This is a genomic window from Pseudoalteromonas sp. 2CM39R (assembly GCF_023161845.1).
Map to the genome: position 1 here is coordinate 247,939 of NZ_JALNTM010000005.1, position 19,449 is coordinate 267,387.

The following is a 19,449-nucleotide window of genomic DNA, read 5'->3' on the forward strand; positions in this document are numbered from 1 at the left end:
CTCCTCCTTAATCAAGTAATGTGAACGTAATTTTTACACTCGTATCATCACTTGCTGAGATTTTTAAAAAGTCAAAACCGTGCATTTTCTCGGTTTGCCATAGTCCATTATCTAAGCTGATAGCATCTTGCCAGCTAATTAGTGCAACATTATCTAAGCGAGAGATTGCTTCACCTTTACTTGGTGCATAATGTCTAAATTGCAGTTTCACACCTCTTGGTGGAAGTTCTTTTGGTCCTAAAGTGAACTCATCTGACGGTAAACTAAAGTCATGACTAAATGCATGCCATGCTTGGTCACCGCCTTCACTTACATCTATTTTATGTTGTGAAAAAGTAAGATCGTCTATTTCGGTTGTATAACTTAATAGTGCATCAATTTTTCCACCATTTTCTGATTGTAAATAACCATAAAATGAGAAGTCTTTACTCAGAAGTGGGTCACCATTTTCATCTGTTAGTTCCATCACTCGCATTGTATGTCTAAACGGTATTATCGATGGCGTATTGTCGAACTCGTCACGACTTGAGCACAGTGCTTGAATCCCAGCATAAGGTTGGTCTGTACATGGAAAAACACTGTCACTGGTGTGATCCCAGCGGCTTACTTCAAACGCTTCGCTGTCGTTATCCCAATCTTCAAAATCACCAAACACCATTATGTCGCGGCCAAAGACCATACTACTGAGTTCGCCACTGGTTACTTCGATCTTGGATACGAATGCGGCTGATGAAGGGGCGTATTGTCGCAAGTCAATAATGTCACTATTGCTATTTACCTCAATAGTGACGTCTGTCGTGCTCTTGGTTGCCTGATTTTGACTAAAATAGACTTCACCATAATTATCACGAGGAATTAAAGTGATATTGTCATCAGAAAACTCAGCAAGGCGTCTTAATAAGTAGTGAGTTAAAAAACCGGTTGTAAAGCGTGGTTTATAATCTTCAACAAAAATAGGATAAGCAAAAGCCCGGTTGACGGTTTGCGTTTCAGTGTTTAAATCGATCATCACAGCAACACCGAGTAAGGTATCAAGGCGAGGTTGGTCAAATACGAAGTTACCAAGACCGAGTACAGCAGGAATATCGTTATAGACAGCAAAGCCTTGCGCTACATGGGGGTGGTGAGCAATAAGGAGATCTGTATTTTGCTTCGATAATGCTTCAAAGCGGCTGCCAATATAGCTTGAAGGAGAATAGGTGTATTCATCACCTCCATGCATTTGGGCAATGATAAATTGTGAAGAATCCTGTTCTTCTAGTGAAGATTTAACTGTATCCGAGTTGGTTAAATTTGCAGCCCCGCCTTTTTCAGTATCAGCAATGTAGCTGTATTCGTGTTCTGTCCCTGTGATTGAAGTGGCGGCAAAAAGCACGAGCGTTACATCTTCAAGTGTTTTACTCACTGTGGTCATTGCTTGGGTTTCATCAAGTCCTGCACCGCTATGTAGTAAGCCAGCATTGCTTACTTCAATGAGGGTATCTTCTAAGCCGGATTGCAAGTAATCGTAGATATGGTTATTACCAAGACCAACATAATCTATGCCTATCTCGGTTAGCCCTTGCAGTGAATCGGGTAGACTAAAAAAGCTAAACTCTTTGGTTGGATGGACAGTTGCTGGATTAGTCGTCACTGGCGATTCTAGGTTAACTGATGCAAAGTCAGCATTTTCAAATAGGGCTGCGACATCAGCAGTAATTGCAATGCTGTCTGCCCCTGCTGTATCTGGATGGATCAAGGCATCAGTTACATCGGGAATAGACGTGCCCATGGTTTTTAAATTGGGATCTAAATAACGACGGCCAAACATGGTATCGCCAGCAAATAAGAGGCTTTTACTGCTCGATGCTTTAGTTTGGAGTTGAACGGTAGTTGTCGATGAGTTTGGTTGATTAACGACAATACTTGCACGCGGAAAATATCCCGTTTGCTCAACCATAATCGCATGATTGCGATAAGCAAGGTTACTAACACTTATAGTACCATCGCTATCAGACTGATAGCTTTGCCCAGCTAAGGTAACACTGATATTGCTTAGAGGTGTTTGATTTTCATCGGTGATCGTAAAAGAAATATTTGCACTACCAGCAAGCAGCTTTTCGCGATCGCTGATTGCGACCTGCGTTTGCTCATCTGGTTTATCTTCGTTCGGGTCTTTTACTTTACATGCAGTTAAATTAAGACACGTAAGCAGAACTAAAGAATTAAAAAATATTTTCAACTAACGCCCCTCGTTATCACGCAATTTACATTCTATACGTCAAAATTATTATGGTTATTTTATAATTGCTGGCTAATAGGGACAACAATTGACCAGCTCTGAAAATTCAGATATTGCATGCTCTTGGGCATAGTTTCGATGATATTTTGTACTGGTGACTTAATAACCAATGATAAAGGTGTAGCTTAAGTTTTAAGTGTAGTTCAAATTTATTGGTTGGCAGAATTTGTCTTAAAATTTAGACAAATAGCAATTTGGTATTAGGAAATGAATGGAAATAAAAAAGGCCAATAAATGGCCTTTTTGTGCGTATGGGCTTTCACAAAATGAAAGTTAGAATTTGTATTTCACACCGAACATAGCAACAACTGGGTCGATTTCTACAGTTGAAGTTAGTGCTTTTGCGCCGTCAGCATAAACGGTAGCGTCTGTATCGATGTCGATTAGTGAAACCATGCCATGAAGACCCCAGTTTTCACTCATCATGTAGTTAAAACCAGCTTGAGCTGCAAAGCCAAATGAATCATCTAGTTTAACTTCTACATCGTCAGTACCTAGTGTTGCCTTTAGTGCAGCTGAAGGCTCTTCATCAAAGAAAACAGTATAGTTTACGCCTACACCCACAAATGGACGGAACTTATAAGTTGAGTCTAAGAAGTGGTATTGCGCTAAAAGTGTTGGTGGTAAATGTTTGATTTTCGCAATTTTGTTACCTGCTAAACCACCTGCACCTTGAACATCATGACTAAAAGGTGTTGCTGCTACTAATTCAATTACCCAATTGTCATCAAGCGCATAATCTACGGTAATACCTAGCTGAGTATCATCATCTGCACGTAGACCTAATGTTGGTGCTTCATTGATTTTTGAGCTGTCGTTATCAGGGTTTACATTAATTGCACCTACGTTCACGCTTAAGTTTGCGTTTGCAACAGGAGAGAGTGCTAATAGTGAAGTAAGTAATGCAATGCTTAATTTAGTTTTCATGTTGTTCTCCGCGAACTACTTGTCTTATTTGGTTGAGGCTATTATTACTAACTTGAAGCGGACAAAACCTGTTCTAGATCAAAGTTTCAAAAATGTTTGAACTAAGTGAAGCCATTTATTGATTTAGATTAAGTTTTTAAACAGGTACAGCAAAAAAAAGATTGACTCTTATTGACTCTATATTCAGTTGCGGCTGGTAAACTAACAGGGTTATTTGCTTAATTAGGTGTTTTTCATGGCTGATCCGCAGCACTTATTTCTTCATGGCTCGATTTCAAAAGCGTTACTTAAATTAGGTATCCCGATCATCTTAATCAATATTTTGCAGTCTGCTTATCAGTTGACCGATGCATTTTGGGTAGGGCGCTTAGGGGCAGAACAAGTGGCTGCCGTTTCTGTCAGTATGCCAGTAACCTTTTTGGTGATTGCTATTGGCTCAGGTTTGGCAATGGCGGGCGCTATTTTATCCGCTCAATACATGGGTGCTGGTCAGCAAGATAAGGTAAACCATGTTGCTGCGCAAACCATGTTAATGGTGACAATTACCGCAACCATACTTGGTTTAATAGGCTATGTGCTTTCTCCTTACTTTTTGACTTTATTAGGTGTTGAAGATCAAGTGTATGGTGATGCACTTAAATTTATGCATGTATCTTTTATTGGCGTTGTGTTTGTGTTTATTTATGCCATGTTTCAAGCCTTAATGCGTGGCATAGGGCAAACCAAGGTGCCGCTTTATATTGTAAGTGGTACTGTGTTACTCAATTTTGTGCTCGACCCTTTACTGATTTTTGGTTTTGGTGACTTTGCAGGATTTGGCGTAATGGGGGCTGCATTAGCTACACTAATCACACAAAGCTTAGCGGCTGCAATCGGGGTATGGGTATTTTTGCGAGGCCGCCACGGCATCCAACTTAAACTCTCTAGCTTTAAACCAGACTGGCAATATATGAAACAAGCCTTCTTTTTAGGGGCTCCTGGCTCGGTTGAACTCTCTGCAAGAGCCTTTGGTCTAATCATTATGTCGTTTTTGGTGGCAAGCTTTGGTACACACACCATTGCCTCTTATGGTGTTGGTTCTAATATTTTACAAATGGTGATGATCCCTGCAATGGGCCTTTCAATGGCTGTTTCAACCTTGGTTGGTCAAAACATGGGGGCAAGAAATCCACAGCGTGCAGCACAAATTACACGTTTAGCTTCGCTTTGGGGGTTACTAGGCCTTACATTAGTGGGCGTTGTTGCTTATCTGTTTGCTGAATACTTTGTGGCTTTTTTCATTCCTGATGATGAGTCTGTGATTGCTGGTGGCGCAGAGTTCATTCGCGTTATGTGTTTAACTTGGGGCGGAATAGGCGTGCAGCTTTGTGTGGTTGCTGCATTTAGGGCTTCAGGAAACATGCTCAATGCTATGGTTGTGTCACTACTTTCGCAATGTGTTATTCAATTTCCTACCGCGTATATTTTGTCAAAGCATACTTCACTTGGACCACAGGGCATATGGTATTCGTTTGCTATTACTAATGTACTTGTGGCTATTATTACTTATCTTTGGTTCGCAGCTGGTCGTTGGCAGCGAACACAATTAACCAAAGAAGACAAAGATATTGCCAAAGTAACCCAAGAAACCCTCATTGAAGAAGGAAATCATTAATTTAAGTTTCACACTGCGGTCATAATCTCTCGTTGTAATAACCTAAGCTTTCTAACTGACTAGGGTTATTATGAGTTTGATATCAAATGCAGAGTTAGCAACGCACTTCTCGGTGCAATCAGATGTGGTAGAAACATTACAAACCTTGATCCGATTTAAATCGGTTACGCCTGCTCAAGCTGGTGCAATTGATTGGCTTGAAGATAACTTAAGCCAGCTCGGCTTTGACTGTGAAGTATTTAGCTTTAATCATGTTACTAATTTAATTGCTAAAATCACCTTTGGTGATGGCCCTATCGTTGCTTTTTCTGGTCATATTGATGTGGTACCTGCTGCAGAAGGTAATTGGCGAGTTGATCCATTTAGCGCTGAGATAGTCGATGGCAATATCTATGGCCGTGGCGCGGCAGACATGAAAGGCGGCGTTGCTGCTATGCTTTGCGCAACCAAACGCTTTTTAGCGCAAAATAGCAATAAACGCGGCACATTTTACTGGTTAATTACCTCAGATGAAGAGGGCGAGGCTGAATACGGCTCTTTACTGATTGCTGAGCGGTTAGCCAAACAAGGTGTTGTGCTAGATGGTTGCTTAGTAGGCGAGCCGACGAGTCATTTGCATGTGGGTGATACCATTAAAAATGGCAGAAGGGGAGCTTTGTCTGCTCGATTATCTATTCAAGGTAAAGCTGGGCATGTTGCCTATCCAGCAAACACTATAAACGCAGCGCATTTAAGTGCAGAGGTTGTGAAGCGCCTAACGGCAATTAGCTGGCACAAAGATGAAGCCAGTTCGGCTACAACACTGCAAGTGACCGGAATTAATATTGCTAATGTGGTAGATAATCTTGTTCCTGCTCAATGTGAGCTCACGTTTAACGTACGTTATAGTCATGGCTATAAAAGTAAAGACATCAAAGAAGAAATTCAGTTTGCATTGGCAGATCTAGCATCCCAGCTAACGCTTGTTTGGGAACGCCCGTGTGAATCATTTTATACCTTGCATCAAGCAAGCAATTGCTTATTGCAGCAGCTTGAACAAGCCGTGCATGAAGTAACTGGCAGCTTCCCTATGCTAAGTACCAGTGGTGGCACATCAGATGGCCGCTTTTTTGCAAATGAGCACACGCAAGTGATCGAATGTGGCGTGCGAAACCATACCATTCATCAAGTTAATGAGCATGTTCCTATCGCAGATTTAAAAACTATTGAGCAAATATATTTAGCTGCGCTTAGAAATATCTTTAATTAAAAAGAAAAAGTCTGCGAGCGTGCCGACTTTTTCTTTTAGCTATTTTATAACGACTATTCGCGTGTCTGCCCTAAGTATCGTTTAGCCTTACTTGCTTTCACTTTATCTAAGTCGACAAGCACTAAACCATCAATGCAGTTATTAAACTCAGGATCGATGCTAAAACTTAAAAATTGTACGCCACCAGGTTCGCAAAGCTCTGTGTATTGTTTAAATAGGGTTGGGACTTGCGCGCCGATATTGGCAAGTACATGCTTAAGTTCAACAAAGTCTTCTTTAATATCATCCCCAGCAAATAGCTGAGCACATTGTTCTTTTTGTGATTCGGTATGGCGATATTCATTATTGGGGATAGCTAACACTTGTTTAGCACCATAATAATGCTGGTAATAATGAACGAGTAGTGATTTAGCTTGCTCGGGGAGTGCGTTAGATACGCTAACTGCGCCAAACAAATAGCGGTATTGCGGGTAGCGGTTCACAAATGCGCCAATGCCAAACCACAAATAGTCTAGGCTCTTTCTACCCCAGTATTTGGGTTGCACAAAGCTGCGACCGAGCTCAATGCCCTTTTCAAAATACGGCGCCATATCATCGCTGTAGCTAAATAGGCTGTCAGTATATAAACCTTTGCGGCCATGTTTTTCTATAATGTCTTGTGCGCAGGCAAGTCGGTATGCGCCGACTAGTTCAAGTTGCTTAGCATCCCACAGTACAAGGTGTTGATAATCCATGTCGTATTTATCTATATCTCGGCGTTTGCCACTGCCTTCACCGACTGCCCGAAACGCAATTTCACGTAGTCGCCCCAGTTCACGGAAAATCGGTGAGCTACCACAGTATTGATATAAGTAAATTTTCATACCATCAGAGGTTTCTCCCAATAACTCACACTCTTCAATGGCTTTTTTAAGGTCTTTCGTTGCTTCTGGACTGGCAATAGGGGTTTGCGTTTTTAACGGCAGAGGCTTTTTTGTGATCAGTCGATACAACTGCTTTCTTATCAGCTGAGCTATTTCTTTGTCTTTTAAATTCTCGATTAAATATGACTCAGGTGGGATGGACGCGCCAATTTCAAACTCTAATGATTTTTGTCGCTGCTTGAACATCTCTTTGACTAACAGCAAACTGGCTAAGGGTTTGTAGATCATTGAGGTGCCGTAAAATAATGGGCTGTTTTTCGCTTTAATGTAAATAGGCAAAATAGGTGCGTTGGCTTTCTTTGCCATACGTAAAAAGCCAGTATTCCATTTACAGTCTTTAATACCCGTTGGACTTAAGCGTGACACCTCACCTGCAGGAAAGATTAATAACGCACCGTCTGATTTTAAATGCTGTTGGATATTAGCAAGTTCTTTCTTTTTACTTGTACCAGAGAGGTTATCAACGGGAAGGAGTAACGAGTGCATCGGAGTGATTGACATCAGCATGCGGTTTGCAACGACTTTTAAGTCAGGGCGTACACTTGATAAGACTTTTATCAGCGCTAATGCATCAAGAGAGCCGATAGGGTGGTTAGCGACAATAACGACATTACCTTCACTAGGAATATGTTCCATTTGCTTTGGCTTATAGCGCGTGTCAAAGTCTAGCTCATCAAGTACTTGCTCTACAAACTCAAGTCCTTGTAAGTGTGGGTATGCATCACCAAAGGCAACAAACTCTTGCTCATGTAATAAATAACCCAAACCTTTCTTTACTAAGCCTTTTACTTTTGGTGAATTTTCTAACTGTGGTAAATTTGCTTCTATTACTTTATCAACACTGATCATACAAACCTCAAACATAAACGCATTCAGCGATGAGGTTAGGGTAAGAGTTCGCTATGACAGTTAGGTTGCAGTTGTGTGACTTTTTAAAGAGCGCTTCGAGTACGAGGCAAAATGGAGAAGACAATGATTTTACTTGTAGCTGTTACAGGCCGAGATTGCAGCCAATTAATTGCCCGATTACAAGCGTTATTACCAGAGGTTGACGTGCAGCTTTGGTCTGAGTGCACTGATTACCAAGCCGTTGAGTTTGTACTGGCTTGGAATGCCCCTGCTGACTTATGGCCTAAGCTGGTAAATTTAAAAGCAGTTTCTTCATTTGGGGCTGGCGTTGATAGCATCGACTTAACGAAGATAGCGGCGCACGTCCCCGTTGTTAGAATTGTCGATGATAATCTTGCAAATGATATGGCAGAGTACGTGTTGACCCATGTGTTGGCACACAAGCTGAGACTCAAAGAATATTACTTAAAACAATCAGCCAGTACTTGGAAGCCAAAGCGAGCGTATTCACATCAACATGTGGGTATTTTGGGTTATGGTGAACTAGGTAAAGCCTGTGCTAAGCGTTTACTCGCAAATGGCTTTAGAGTGAGTGCCTGGTCTAATAGTGAAAAACACGATGCTGAAGTAAGTACCTATTTCAAACAGCAGGGGTTAGATGACATGCTTGGTCAAATTGATTATCTCGTGTGCTTGCTGCCACTTAACCAACACACTCAGGGTATCATTAACAAATCACTGCTAAGTAAATTGCAAAATCATGCGGTGCTTATTAATGTTGCCAGAGGCAAGCATGTTGTCGATGAAGACTTGCTTGAAGCACTTGATAGTGAGCAATTACGCGGCGCTACCCTTGATGTGTTCACAGAAGAGCCCTTACCTAAGGCGCATGCTTACTGGTCTCATGAAAAGGTGACCTTAACACCCCACTGTGCTGCATTGTCAGATTTAGAGACTGTGACTTTGCAAATTGCGGGTAATGTCAAAAGATTAATTGAAGGTAAAAGTCTAATAAATCAGGTTGATAGAACAAAAGGTTATTGACACATTACAAATTAGTTTAATATACACCTTGTTAACATCTGTAACTTTGCTATTCTGTTGTTGCTCAATAAAAAAACAATAATAAAAAAGAGGCGTTATGAAATCTAATCAAGGTGGAGCTAAATTTAGTCTAGTCGTCGTGTCAGTAATCGTTCTTGGTGTTTCAGCATGGTTTAATCAAGCGAATGCATCGGAGCAGCCAGCTCAGGCTATTGAAGTTAGCCAATCATAACCAACCAATCACAGTAAATATGTGCAGCATGTTTTTATGCTGCACTTTTATCACTTATTTTATTAACTTCTTTTTGAATGAATTTCTCTGTTTTCGTGTTTCTTCTCGTCTGACTTTTTAATCATCACATACGTTGCACCGCTACCACCATGATGCTTAAGGGCGCTATGAAAGGCTAAAACCGCTGGAATTTCTTGCAGCCATTTATTGGTATAGCTTTTTAAGATACCCGGCTGTGATTTATTTTTGATGCCAATACCATGGCGAATAAGTACGACACGAATATTTCTTTTATGGCAGTCATCAATAAAATTAAAAAGCGTACTGCGCGCTCGTTGAAGAGGCTGACCATGCAAATCAAGCGTGGCATCGAGTTGATATTTAGCTAAACGCAGATTTTTATATACTTGGCCTTGTACGCCATCTTTTTTAAATGCCAATATGGCATGAGGATCTAACAGCTCAACGAATTCAGTACGTAAATAGTTTTCATCAATTGCTAAATCACACTCAGCTGCTTTACGTTTTTCTTGTTGCGCTAAAGAAGGGCCCTGTTTCGTAGAATCAAATTGAACAGTGTCATGCTTAAGAGGTTTTACGTCTTCCATTGATGAGAGAAATAAGTCGAAGTCGTTTAATGACATAATGTACCTCCAAATTATCAATACCCAAACCACCTCAAGGTGCGAGTTTCAGTTGGAATTAAAAGCGATTTAGGCAAGGCATTGATTGCAAATAATAGTGGTTCTATTGTTAAAATCAATAACGCAGTATAAATCGCTTTTAAACCAACCCTCTGGGCGTTTCACAGGCACTTACTCTCATCGTTGTTACTTCTTAAAAGGGACCACCATTCTTGCAAAGTAACGCCTTGATATTAAGCACCTGTGAAACGCTGAATTCTATATATACGCCGTTTATGGTATCTCAGTTCAATCATTTTGTAAGTAAAAAAAAGCCCAAGCAGAGGGCTGCTTGGGCATAAAAGCTGATAGATGGGATAGCCTATTCTATCAATTTATCTTAGGAGAAGATTAACCTTGATTGATATTCAATTGGCCAAATGTGTAGACCTTGAATAAATAAAATGTGTTGATCAACACCAAGCTCATATTTGAGATAACGCTTGATGACATCAGATCTAAACTAAACGATAAAAATAATAAACTACACGCGCTAATTGCTGCAAAACGCAGTAATGTAAGCTGGTTAATAAAAAATGCACCTAGTCCTAGTGCAAGTAACGTTAAGTTTAAAAGCCAATCTAGCTCGTTTAGCATGGTCGTATCTGATCGTGTCTGTGTTGAAAAAGGAGCGCCATTATGGTGATCTTTTACACAGCTTTCAACCAAGTAATTTTAAATTTTCAGATTAGATTTTTTAATCTATTATTAGCTTTTTCATGGCAGCAAAAAATCCACTTTGCTCTGTCACACGATACTTCTGGCAGGTATCTGGTTTACGCTTATCTTGGCACAGGTAAATAACGTTGCGGCTAAGGTCTGCACGGGGGCTAAGGGTTGAATCAAATAAGTTTGCACCATAACCAAAAACCCCTGGCCAAAATACACTTTGCGAGACCATACCTAGCTTTTCATAAGTGATTAACACTGGTTTGGGCGTAATTAGCAGAATTAATACAACTGCTGCGAGCGCATACCACCGTGTTTTGCTTTTTTTAAGCTCAATTTCAGGTGCACTTTGCTGCGCAGCTTGCGCGCGTGCTTGTTGTTGGCGGGCTGGTCTTTGGCGCTTTGTTTGTGTAGGTTTTTTTCGTTCGGGAGTTTTACCAAGCAAAGATTGTTTTTTTATTTTATTAGACATAAAGCTTATCTGGCCTTTTTAATATAGGTCTCTATAATGAGATTATAACGAAGTTTTTGATATAATAGTCAAATTCAAATCACTTATAGCTTAAATGCGTTACACTCTTAAGTGCAATGAGTGTTTATCTTCATAGTTAAGAGGAATAGTATGGATACGCAGCTTTCAATTCTTATTGTGGACGACGTAGGCACGGTTCGCAGTTTTTTAAATCAAACATTAATGCACCTAGGTATCGACAATGTGCGTGAGGCTTCTACGGCCGCGCAGTGTTTAAGCGCATGTAAAGAAAAAGAGTTTAATATTATCTTTTTAGATATTGAATTACCCGATGGGGATGGTAAAGAGATTATCTCGCAAATCAACGAAATCTCGCCTGAAGCAAACGTAGTAATGGTTTCGGCTCATTCAACAGTAGAAAACGTTAAAGAAGCGATTGAGAAGGGCGCTAAAGGCTTTGTGGTTAAACCTTTCACACCTAAGAAAATTGCCGCAATGTTGAAAAAGTTCTACCCTGAGCTCGAAATTGTCTAGCTAATTAATTATTGGGCATTTAGAAAGTGCCTAATTAAATTACAGGTAAAAAAAAACCGGCAAAAGCCGGTTTTTTCATATTCATCAAAAACAAATTATAGCGCTTTGATTTTAGCTGCTAAACGGCTCTTATGACGAGCTGCTTTGTTCTTGTGGATTAGACCTTTAGTTGCGTAACGGTCTAGGATAGGTGTTGCAACAGCGAATGCCGCTTGTGCAGCTTCTTTGTCGCCCGCTTCAATAGCAGTAACTACTTTTTTGAAGTAAGTACGCATCATTGAACGACGGCTTGCGTTATGTTGACGATTTTTTTCGCTCGTAATAGCGCGTTTTTTTGCAGACTTGATGTTAGCCAAGGTTTGCTCCTAACAATCTTAAAATAAGCTTAATTTAAAGGCCGTGGAATATGCCTGTTTTTATCATGAATGTCAACGAAATTTTGACATCTCAAGAAAAACTGCTCCTTATAACGAACATCAATTTGCCGCTTTAGCAGTTAATATCGCTATTGTAACAAAGGGTCGGGTTCGAGCCTAGTGCTTTAAGGATATTTTAGGCATAATCGCCCATCTTAGAAGTTTTTTGATAATGGGTTTAAGGTGGCAAAAGGATTATTTCGTTCTGGGATGATTGTTAGTGCAATGACGATGATCTCGCGTATTTTAGGGTTAGTACGAGATGCTGTTGTGGCAAATCTGCTAGGTGCCAGTGCTGCTGCGGATGTGTTTTTATTTGCCAATCGAATTCCTAACTTTTTAAGACGGTTATTTGCCGAAGGAGCCTTTGCTCAAGCTTTTGTGCCGGTTTTATCTGAGATAAAAGAACAACAAGGCGATGATAAAGTCAGGCTGTTTGTGGCTCAAGCAGCCGGCACCCTAGGAACTATTTTATTAATTGTTACCATTTTTGGGGTGGTTGCCTCTCCAGTCATAGCTGCTTTATTTGGTACTGGTTGGTTTATCGATTGGTGGCAAGGAGGCGAAAATGCAGAAAAGTTTGTACTGGCTAGTGCACTGTTAAAACTGACTTTCCCTTATTTATTTTTCGTGAGTTTGGTTGCCCTAAGTGGTGCGGTTATGAACGTATATAATCGCTTTGCTGTGGCGGCATTTACCCCTGTGCTGTTGAATATATCAATTATCACTTGTGCTGTTTTTCTACACGATAAATTTTCGGTGGGGGCATACGCGCTTGCCATCGGCGTGTTTGTAGGGGGCTTAGTACAGTTATTGTTCCAGTTGCCATTTTTGTATCGTGCCCGTATGTTGAGCCGCCCTAAATGGGGCTGGCAAGATGAAAACGTTAAGAAAGTCCGAAAACTCATGCTACCAGCCTTGTTTGGCGTGTCTATCAGTCAAATAAACCTGTTACTCGACACTATGATCGCCTCGATGTTGATGACCGGCTCTATCGCGTGGCTTTATTACTCTGACCGTTTAATTGAGTTTCCTCTTGGCTTATTTGGTATCGGTATAGCAACGGTCATACTGCCTGCATTGTCTAAGCTACATAGCACCAAAAGCACAAAAGATTTTCAACTAACCCTCGACTGGGGGGTGAGGTTTGTTATTTTCTTAGGCTTGCCAGCCATGTTTGGCTTAATGGTGATAAGCCCGCTCATTATTACGGTTTTATTTGATCATGGTGCGTTTCAAAACGGTGAAATTGATCATGTAAAAGCGGTAAGTTACGGTGTGATGGCCTACTCTGTGGGACTGGTTAGCTTTATGTTAATCAAGGTGTTAGCTCCAGGTTTTTATTCACGTCAAGATACTAAAACTCCGGTAAAAATAGGCATTAAAACACTGGTGTTAAATATGGTGTTTAACATTATGCTAGCTCCATTTATTGGCTATTTGGGGTTAGCGTTAGCAACCGCGATGTCGGCCAGTTGTAATGCCTATTTGTTGTATCATCAACTACGTAAAGAAGGCGTTTATCAGTTTTCTGCGATGAGCCTTGGTTTTACCTTTAAGTGTTTGTTTTCAAGTTTATTAATGGCTGCTGCAGTGTGGTATGTTGGCCAGCAATTTGCGTGGAAAACATGGTACTTTACTGAACAAGTACTGCTGTTGAGTGGGTTATTAGTGCTGGCGGTTTTTGTTTACTTTGCGGCCTTATTCATTTTAGGTGTGCGACTAAATACGATAAAAAGTGTTGCAACTACTGAATCAAACTAAAAAAAAGATTATAATCGGCGCTTCAAGCCCGATATCAATGTTTTGGGCTCGCTGATAAAGGCAAAAAGGTGGCATGGAGTTAATTAGAGGTATTCACAATATTCGCGCGCAGCATTATGGCTGTGTGTTGACCATTGGTAATTTTGATGGCGTGCACTTAGGTCATGCAGAAGTGATTAAAGGCTTGCTGCAAGACGCAGAAAAGCATCAATTGCCAAGTACCGTGATGTTATTTGAGCCTCAGCCACAAGAGTTTTTTGCTAAAGATAATGCACCCGCGCGTTTAACTCGACTACGTGATAAGCTTAGTTTGCTTGCTAAATTAGGCGTGGAGCGAGTGATTTGCATTAGCTTCAATCAGCAATTTGCCAACATGGAAGCAGAACAGTTTGTCAGCCAAGTACTGGTTGAAAAGCTAGGCGTTAAAGCATTAACTGTTGGTGATGACTTTTGTTTTGGCAAACGTCGTCGTGGCGATTTTGCGTTACTAAAAACCATGGGCACTGAGCTGAACATGGATGTGAAAAGTACTGCAAGTTTTCGCAGACTCAATGATAGAGTAAGTAGTACCCTTATTCGCCATGCGCTTGCTGCAGGGCAATTAGAAGATGCAAAAACCATGTTAGGTCATGGTTATGCGATTTCTGGACGTGTTATTCATGGCTGGGCGAAAGGTCGTGAATTAGGGTTCAGAACTGCCAACATAGCACTAAAACGCCAAGTATGCCCTGTAAATGGGGTCTTTGCGGTACGAGCTAAAGTTGGTGATAAAGAATTATATGGGGTTGCAAATATTGGCAACAAACCCACATTTAATGGGACACGCGCATTGTTAGAAGTCCATCTTTTCGACTTTGCGCAAGATATTTACGGACAATTTATGCACGTGGAGCTAATTAAAAAGCTTCGCGATGAGAAAAAATTCGAGACATTAACACAACTGACGGCGCAGATTGCAGATGATGTAACCGCCGCTAAGCAGTGTTTTGGTTTAAATTAGGTAGCCGATACGGAAAGTAGGATTAATGAGCGACTACAAACATACTTTGAATTTACCGGAAACAGCGTTTCCAATGCGCGGCAATTTGGCACAACGTGAACCAAAGATGCTTAAGACATGGTATGAAGACGATCTTTACGGTCAAATTCGCAGCGCTAAAAAAGGTAAAAAAACCTTCATTTTGCATGACGGTCCTCCGTATGCAAACGGTGATATCCATTTAGGCCACTCGGTAAACAAAATTCTTAAAGATATTATTGTTAAGTCAAAAACTTTGTCTGACTTCGACGCACCTTACGTGCCGGGTTGGGACTGTCACGGTTTACCAATTGAATTAATGGTTGAAAAGAAAGTAGGCAAGCCAGGCGTGAAAGTGTCGGTTGCTGAGTTCCGTGAAAAGTGTCGCGCATACGCTAAAAAACAAGTCGAAGGTCAAAAAACAGACTTTAAACGTCTTGGTGTATTTGGTGACTGGGACAAGCCTTACTTAACAATGAACTTTGACTTTGAAGCGAACGCGATTCGCGTACTTGGTCGCATCATTAAAAATGGTCACTTACACAAAGGTGCTAAACCTGTTCACTGGTGTACAGATTGTGGTTCAGCACTTGCTGAAGCGGAAGTTGAATACCAAGATAAACAGTCTCCAGCGATCGATGTACGTTTTCAGTTTGCTGATCAAGATGCAGCTATTAACGCTTTTGAATTAGCAGATGGTCATCAAGGCACTGGTGCTGTTAGCACAGCAATCTGGACGACAACACCTTGGACATTACCTGCGAACCGTGCAGTAGCGGTTCACGAAAAGCTTGAATATGCCCTTGTTCAAATTGATGATGAAGGTGCACAGCAACGTCTAATTTTAGGTTCTGAGCTAGTTAAAGATGCTATGGACCGTTATGGCTTCAAACATTACCACGTACTCGGTTATGTAAAAGGTGCCGCACTTGAGAACTTACAGGTTGCTCACCCATTCTATGACTTCACAGTGCCTGTGATTGTTGCCGATCACGTAACGACTGATTCTGGTACTGGTGTTGTTCATACTGCACCTGGTCATGGTCAAGAGGATTTCGCGGCAGGTCTTGCTTATGGTTTAGAAGTAGCTAATCCGGTTGGTGCTAACGGTGTTTACTTACCTGACACACCAATGTTTGCAGGTCAGCACGTATTTAAAGCGAATGCGAGCGTTATTGACGTATTAACTGAAAACAATGCGTTATTGCATCATCATGCACTTACGCACAGCTACCCACATTGCTGGCGTCATAAAACTCCTATTATCTTCCGTGCTACGCCACAGTGGTTCGTAAGTATGGACCAAGCTAACCTTCGTCAAGATTCATTAAGCGAAATCAAAAAGACTGAGTGGTTACCTGAGTGGGGCGAGAGCCGCATTGCAAACATGGTTGAAGGCCGTCCTGATTGGTGTATTTCACGTCAACGTACATGGGGTGTGCCAATTGCATTATTCGTTGATAAAGACACTGGTGCGCTTCACCCTAATACCGAAGAGCTTATCGAAGAAGCTGCGAAATTGGTTGAAAAATCAGGTATTCAAGCTTGGTATGACTTAGACCCAGCTACTTTACTTGGCGATGATGCTGAGCAATACATGAAAGTACAAGATACGCTAGATGTATGGTTTGACTCAGGTGTGACTCACGCATGTGTGGTTGATGCACGTGAAGATTTAACCGGTCCTGCTGATCTTTACTTAGAAGGTTCTGATCAACACCGTGGTTGGTTTATGTCGTCAATGATGACATCGGTTGCTATTAATGGTCATGCGCCATATAAGCAAGTGCTAACACATGGTTTCACGGTTGATGAAAATGGCCGCAAGATGTCTAAATCATTAGGCAACGTAATTTCGCCACAAAACGTGATGAACAAGCTAGGTGCTGACATCTTACGTTTATGGGTTGCATCAACTGACTTTACAGCTGAAATGACGGTATCTGATGAAATCTTTAAGCGTTCAGCAGACCGTTATCGTCGTATTCGTAACACGAGCCGTTACTTACTTGCGAACTTAAATGGTTTTGATCCAAAAACTGATCAAGTTGCTATTGAAGACATGGTTGAGCTTGACCGTTGGATTGTGGGCCGTGCAGCTGAACTTCAAGATGAAATCTTAGCGGCTTACGACAAGTATCAAATGCTACTTGTAACGCAAAAGCTAATGAACTTCTGTACTGGTGAGCTTGGTTCGTTCTACCTAGACGTAATCAAAGATCGTCAATACACAGCGAAAAGCGACAGCCACGCGCGTCGTTCATGTCAAACTGCGCTTTACCATATTGCTGAAGCAATGACGCGTTGGATGGCACCGATCTTAAGCTTCACCGCACAAGAAATCTGGGAAGCATTACCAGGTGAGCGTGACAAATTTGTATTCACTTCAGTATGGTACGATGGCTTGCAAGCCTCTTCACAAGGTAAATTCAGCAACGATGATTGGTTAACAATCCTTAACGTGCGTGATGAAGTAAACCGTGTACTAGAAGCTGCTCGTAAAGAAGAAGTTATTGGTGCAACTCTACAAGCAAACGTAAACATTTATGCAGGTGAAGAGCTAAGCGCGAAATTAGCTGCATTAGGTGATGAACTGCGCTTTGTACTATTAACGTCAGGCGTAACCGTTGAAACTGTGACAGCACAGCCAGAAGATACGCAAGCTACAGAAATTGATGGCTTATACATTAAAGTTGCTGCAACAACCGCTGAAAAATGTGAGCGTTGTTGGCATTACTGTGATGATGTAGGTGCTGATCCTGCTCATCCTGAGATCTGTGGCCGTTGTGTAAGCAATGTTGATGGCGATGGTGAACAGCGTCAGTTCGCATAGGAGTTGTTTGTGAGCAAACTAGCCGGAAAAAGTGGCTTGGTTTGGTTATGGCTTAGTCTACTACTTTTGGTAGTAGACTATGCGACAAAATCACTTGTCGTTAGTACCATGGCCTACGAAGAGTCGATTGATATTCTGCCATTTTTTAATTTCACTTATGTACATAATTATGGTGCAGCCTTCAGCTTTTTAAGTGATTCAGGTGGCTGGCAGCGTTGGTTCTTTAGTTTAATTGCAGTGTCGATCAGTGTGCTTTTAGTGTGGTGGTTGAAACGCTTGCCAGCGTCTAACAAAGTATTGTGTTCTGCTTATGCGTTAGTATTAGCCGGTGCGATTGGCAACTTATACGACCGTATCGCTTATGGCTATGTTATTGACTTCTTGCATGTATATTACGAAAACTGGCACTTTCCTGTTTTCAATATTGCCGATTGTGCGATTTGTATCGGTGCCGCATTACTTTTATTTGATGCCTTCACAGGCGAAAGTCCTAAGGAGCAACAAGCATGAGCCAAGCTGTAATTGGTGAAAACTCTGAAGTGATCTTTCATTTCTCAATTAAGTTAGAAGATGGCTCTGCAGCCGACTCAACTAAAGTACATAATAAACCTGCAAAATTGCGAATGGGTGATGGCAGCCTGACAGCAAATTTTGAAAAGTGTTTACTTGGTTTATCTGCTGGTGACAGTAAGTCATTTGCATTAGAGCCTGAAGATGCATTTGGTCAGCCAAACCCAGATAACATTTATTATGTTGATCGCAGCAAGTTTGGTGCAGATACTCCAGCTGAAGTAGGTAATATTATTGCCTTTACTCAACCAGATGGCACTGAGCTTCCAGGTCTTGTTCGTGAAGTCCAAGGTGACTCGGTCACGATTGACTTCAACCACCCACTAGCAGGACAGCGTCTAACCTTTGAAGTTGATATTTTAGAGGTAACAGGTTAATGGATATTTTATTAGCGAATCCTCGTGGCTTTTGCGCAGGTGTAGACCGTGCAATTAGTATTGTGGAGCGTGCACTGGATATCTTTGAAAAGCCAATTTATGTGCGCCATGAAGTCGTTCACAATCGATATGTTGTTGATGGTTTAAAAAATCGCGGTGCTGTGTTTGTTGAAGAGCTAGATCAGGTTCCTGACGACAGTATTGTTATCTTCAGTGCGCATGGTGTATCGCAGGCGGTACGTAGTGAAGCAAAACGTCGCGACCTTAAAGTGTTCGATGCAACTTGCCCATTGGTAACAAAAGTACATATGGAAGTTACACGCGCAAGCCGTAAAGGCACTGAGTGCGTGTTAATTGGTCACCATGGCCATCCTGAAGTAGAAGGCACAATGGGGCAGTACGACAACGAAGCGGGTGGTATTTACTTAGTAGAAACCCCTGAAGATGTTGCGGGCCTAACGGTTAAAAACCCTGAAAACCTGTTTTACTGTAGTCAAACGACGTTATCTGTAGATGATACGGCAGATGTGATTGATGCACTTCGTACTAAGTTTCCGGCAATTGATGGCCCGCGTAAAGATGACATTTGTTATGCCACGCAGAACCGTCAAGATGCAGTTCGAGATTTAGCAGATAAAGTGGATGTGCTGCTTGTAGTAGGGGCTAAAAATAGCTCTAACTCAAATCGTTTACGTGAACTTGCTGACAAAATGGGCACCACTGCTTATTTAATTGATGATGCGAGTAATGTTGAAGCGGATTGGTTCAACAGTGTAAATGCAGTGGGTGTAACTGCAGGTGCATCTGCACCAGAAGTTTTAGTTCAACAGGTTATTGCTCGTCTAAAAGAACTGGGTGGTAATCAAGTTGTTGAAAATCCAGGTGAAGAAGAGAACATAGTATTTGCCGTTCCTGTTGAGCTACGCTAATCTAAGCAAATAGTAGTCAACAGTT

General features: G+C 41.4%; 18 protein-coding genes. 11 read left to right on the top strand and 7 right to left on the bottom strand.

What is annotated here, in order from left to right; translation table 11 throughout:
* Positions 1–7: 7 nt before the first annotated feature.
* A complete protein-coding gene (locus MTF66_RS13560; RefSeq protein WP_248527465.1) occupies positions 8–2,221 on the bottom strand; it encodes a CapA family protein in 2,214 nt (737 codons plus the stop codon).
* A 333-nt stretch (positions 2,222–2,554) separates the two neighbouring features.
* On the bottom strand, positions 2,555–3,208 hold the full coding sequence (locus MTF66_RS13565) for an OmpW family protein (protein WP_054561921.1): 654 nt from the start codon (positions 3,206–3,208) through the stop codon (positions 2,555–2,557).
* Positions 3,209–3,443: 235 nt separating this feature from the next.
* Between MTF66_RS13565 and MTF66_RS13570 the strand changes: the two genes are divergently transcribed.
* Both MTF66_RS13570 and dapE read left to right on the top strand, forming a co-directional pair.
* Positions 3,444–4,862 carry an MATE family efflux transporter gene (locus MTF66_RS13570; protein WP_248527466.1) on the top strand — a complete coding sequence of 473 codons (1,419 nt, stop codon included), beginning with the start codon at positions 3,444–3,446 and terminating at the stop codon, positions 4,860–4,862.
* Between the two features lie 70 nt (positions 4,863–4,932).
* Positions 4,933–6,111, top strand: a complete 1,179-nt coding sequence (gene dapE, locus MTF66_RS13575; protein WP_248527467.1) for a succinyl-diaminopimelate desuccinylase — start codon at positions 4,933–4,935, stop codon at positions 6,109–6,111.
* A gap of 53 nt (positions 6,112–6,164) precedes the next feature.
* Here dapE and MTF66_RS13580 read toward each other — a convergent pair whose 3' ends face one another.
* Positions 6,165–7,883, bottom strand: coding sequence for a lysophospholipid acyltransferase family protein (locus MTF66_RS13580; protein WP_062564279.1), 1,719 nt, complete (start codon positions 7,881–7,883; stop codon positions 6,165–6,167).
* A gap of 123 nt (positions 7,884–8,006) precedes the next feature.
* Between MTF66_RS13580 and MTF66_RS13585 the strand changes: the two genes are divergently transcribed.
* Positions 8,007–8,927, top strand: a complete 921-nt coding sequence (locus tag MTF66_RS13585; protein ID WP_248527468.1) for a glyoxylate/hydroxypyruvate reductase A — start codon at positions 8,007–8,009, stop codon at positions 8,925–8,927.
* Between the two features lie 97 nt (positions 8,928–9,024).
* A complete protein-coding gene (locus MTF66_RS38515) occupies positions 9,025–9,159 on the top strand; it encodes a hypothetical protein (protein ID WP_258535966.1) in 135 nt (44 codons plus the stop codon).
* Between the two features lie 62 nt (positions 9,160–9,221).
* Here the strand turns inward: MTF66_RS38515 and smrA are convergent, their stop codons facing one another.
* From smrA to MTF66_RS13600, 3 genes are all read right to left on the bottom strand, one after another.
* Positions 9,222–9,803: a DNA endonuclease SmrA gene (gene smrA / locus MTF66_RS13590; RefSeq protein ID WP_054561916.1), complete on the bottom strand. Its 582-nt coding sequence runs from the start codon at positions 9,801–9,803 to the stop codon at positions 9,222–9,224.
* A gap of 390 nt (positions 9,804–10,193) precedes the next feature.
* Entirely contained in the window at positions 10,194–10,439 is a 246-nt protein-coding gene (locus tag MTF66_RS13595) for a hypothetical protein (RefSeq protein WP_054551958.1), read from the bottom strand.
* A gap of 100 nt (positions 10,440–10,539) precedes the next feature.
* Positions 10,540–10,983: a hypothetical protein gene (locus MTF66_RS13600; RefSeq protein ID WP_248527469.1), complete on the bottom strand. Its 444-nt coding sequence runs from the start codon at positions 10,981–10,983 to the stop codon at positions 10,540–10,542.
* Between the two features lie 150 nt (positions 10,984–11,133).
* On the opposite strand from MTF66_RS13600, the gene MTF66_RS13605 reads away from it, so the two are divergent.
* Positions 11,134–11,517: a response regulator gene (locus MTF66_RS13605; protein ID WP_054561914.1), complete on the top strand. Its 384-nt coding sequence runs from the start codon at positions 11,134–11,136 to the stop codon at positions 11,515–11,517.
* Positions 11,518–11,612: 95 nt separating this feature from the next.
* Here the strand turns inward: MTF66_RS13605 and rpsT are convergent, their stop codons facing one another.
* Positions 11,613–11,873, bottom strand: a complete 261-nt coding sequence (gene rpsT / locus MTF66_RS13610) for a 30S ribosomal protein S20 (protein ID WP_054561913.1) — start codon at positions 11,871–11,873, stop codon at positions 11,613–11,615.
* Positions 11,874–12,116: 243 nt separating this feature from the next.
* Between rpsT and murJ the strand changes: the two genes are divergently transcribed.
* From murJ to ispH, 6 genes are all read left to right on the top strand, one after another.
* The gene (gene murJ / locus MTF66_RS13615; RefSeq protein WP_308199987.1) at positions 12,117–13,697 is read left to right on the top strand and encodes a murein biosynthesis integral membrane protein MurJ; all 1,581 of its coding nucleotides are present in this window, start codon (positions 12,117–12,119) and stop codon (positions 13,695–13,697) included.
* Between the two features lie 73 nt (positions 13,698–13,770).
* The gene (ribF, locus tag MTF66_RS13620; protein ID WP_054561912.1) at positions 13,771–14,697 is read left to right on the top strand and encodes a bifunctional riboflavin kinase/FAD synthetase; all 927 of its coding nucleotides are present in this window, start codon (positions 13,771–13,773) and stop codon (positions 14,695–14,697) included.
* 25 nt (positions 14,698–14,722) lie between these two features.
* The gene (gene ileS / locus MTF66_RS13625) at positions 14,723–17,548 is read left to right on the top strand and encodes an isoleucine--tRNA ligase (RefSeq protein WP_248527470.1); all 2,826 of its coding nucleotides are present in this window, start codon (positions 14,723–14,725) and stop codon (positions 17,546–17,548) included.
* A gap of 9 nt (positions 17,549–17,557) precedes the next feature.
* Entirely contained in the window at positions 17,558–18,058 is a 501-nt protein-coding gene (gene lspA, locus MTF66_RS13630; protein ID WP_054561910.1) for a signal peptidase II, read from the top strand.
* Positions 18,055–18,495 carry an FKBP-type peptidyl-prolyl cis-trans isomerase gene (gene fkpB, locus MTF66_RS13635; RefSeq protein WP_058585475.1) on the top strand — a complete coding sequence of 147 codons (441 nt, stop codon included), beginning with the start codon at positions 18,055–18,057 and terminating at the stop codon, positions 18,493–18,495. The genes lspA and fkpB overlap by 4 nt, the downstream gene beginning before the upstream one ends.
* Entirely contained in the window at positions 18,495–19,424 is a 930-nt protein-coding gene (ispH, locus tag MTF66_RS13640; protein WP_062564284.1) for a 4-hydroxy-3-methylbut-2-enyl diphosphate reductase, read from the top strand. The genes fkpB and ispH overlap by 1 nt, the downstream gene beginning before the upstream one ends.
* Positions 19,425–19,449: the final 25 nt, after the last annotated feature.

Coding starts and splice junctions, on each gene's coding strand:
- MTF66_RS13565 (WP_054561921.1), bottom strand. CDS start 3,208: ATGAAAACTAAATTAAGCATTGCATTACTTACTTCACTATTAGCACTC.
- MTF66_RS13570 (WP_248527466.1), top strand. CDS start 3,444: ATGGCTGATCCGCAGCACTTATTTCTTCATGGCTCGATTTCAAAAGCG.
- dapE (WP_248527467.1), top strand. CDS start 4,933: ATGAGTTTGATATCAAATGCAGAGTTAGCAACGCACTTCTCGGTGCAA.
- MTF66_RS13580 (WP_062564279.1), bottom strand. CDS start 7,883: ATGATCAGTGTTGATAAAGTAATAGAAGCAAATTTACCACAGTTAGAA.
- MTF66_RS13585 (WP_248527468.1), top strand. CDS start 8,007: ATGATTTTACTTGTAGCTGTTACAGGCCGAGATTGCAGCCAATTAATT.
- MTF66_RS38515 (WP_258535966.1), top strand. CDS start 9,025: ATGAAATCTAATCAAGGTGGAGCTAAATTTAGTCTAGTCGTCGTGTCA.
- smrA (WP_054561916.1), bottom strand. CDS start 9,803: ATGTCATTAAACGACTTCGACTTATTTCTCTCATCAATGGAAGACGTA.
- MTF66_RS13595 (WP_054551958.1), bottom strand. CDS start 10,439: ATGCTAAACGAGCTAGATTGGCTTTTAAACTTAACGTTACTTGCACTA.
- MTF66_RS13600 (WP_248527469.1), bottom strand. CDS start 10,983: ATGTCTAATAAAATAAAAAAACAATCTTTGCTTGGTAAAACTCCCGAA.
- MTF66_RS13605 (WP_054561914.1), top strand. CDS start 11,134: ATGGATACGCAGCTTTCAATTCTTATTGTGGACGACGTAGGCACGGTT.
- ribF (WP_054561912.1), top strand. CDS start 13,771: ATGGAGTTAATTAGAGGTATTCACAATATTCGCGCGCAGCATTATGGC.
- ileS (WP_248527470.1), top strand. CDS start 14,723: ATGAGCGACTACAAACATACTTTGAATTTACCGGAAACAGCGTTTCCA.
- fkpB (WP_058585475.1), top strand. CDS start 18,055: ATGAGCCAAGCTGTAATTGGTGAAAACTCTGAAGTGATCTTTCATTTC.
- ispH (WP_062564284.1), top strand. CDS start 18,495: ATGGATATTTTATTAGCGAATCCTCGTGGCTTTTGCGCAGGTGTAGAC.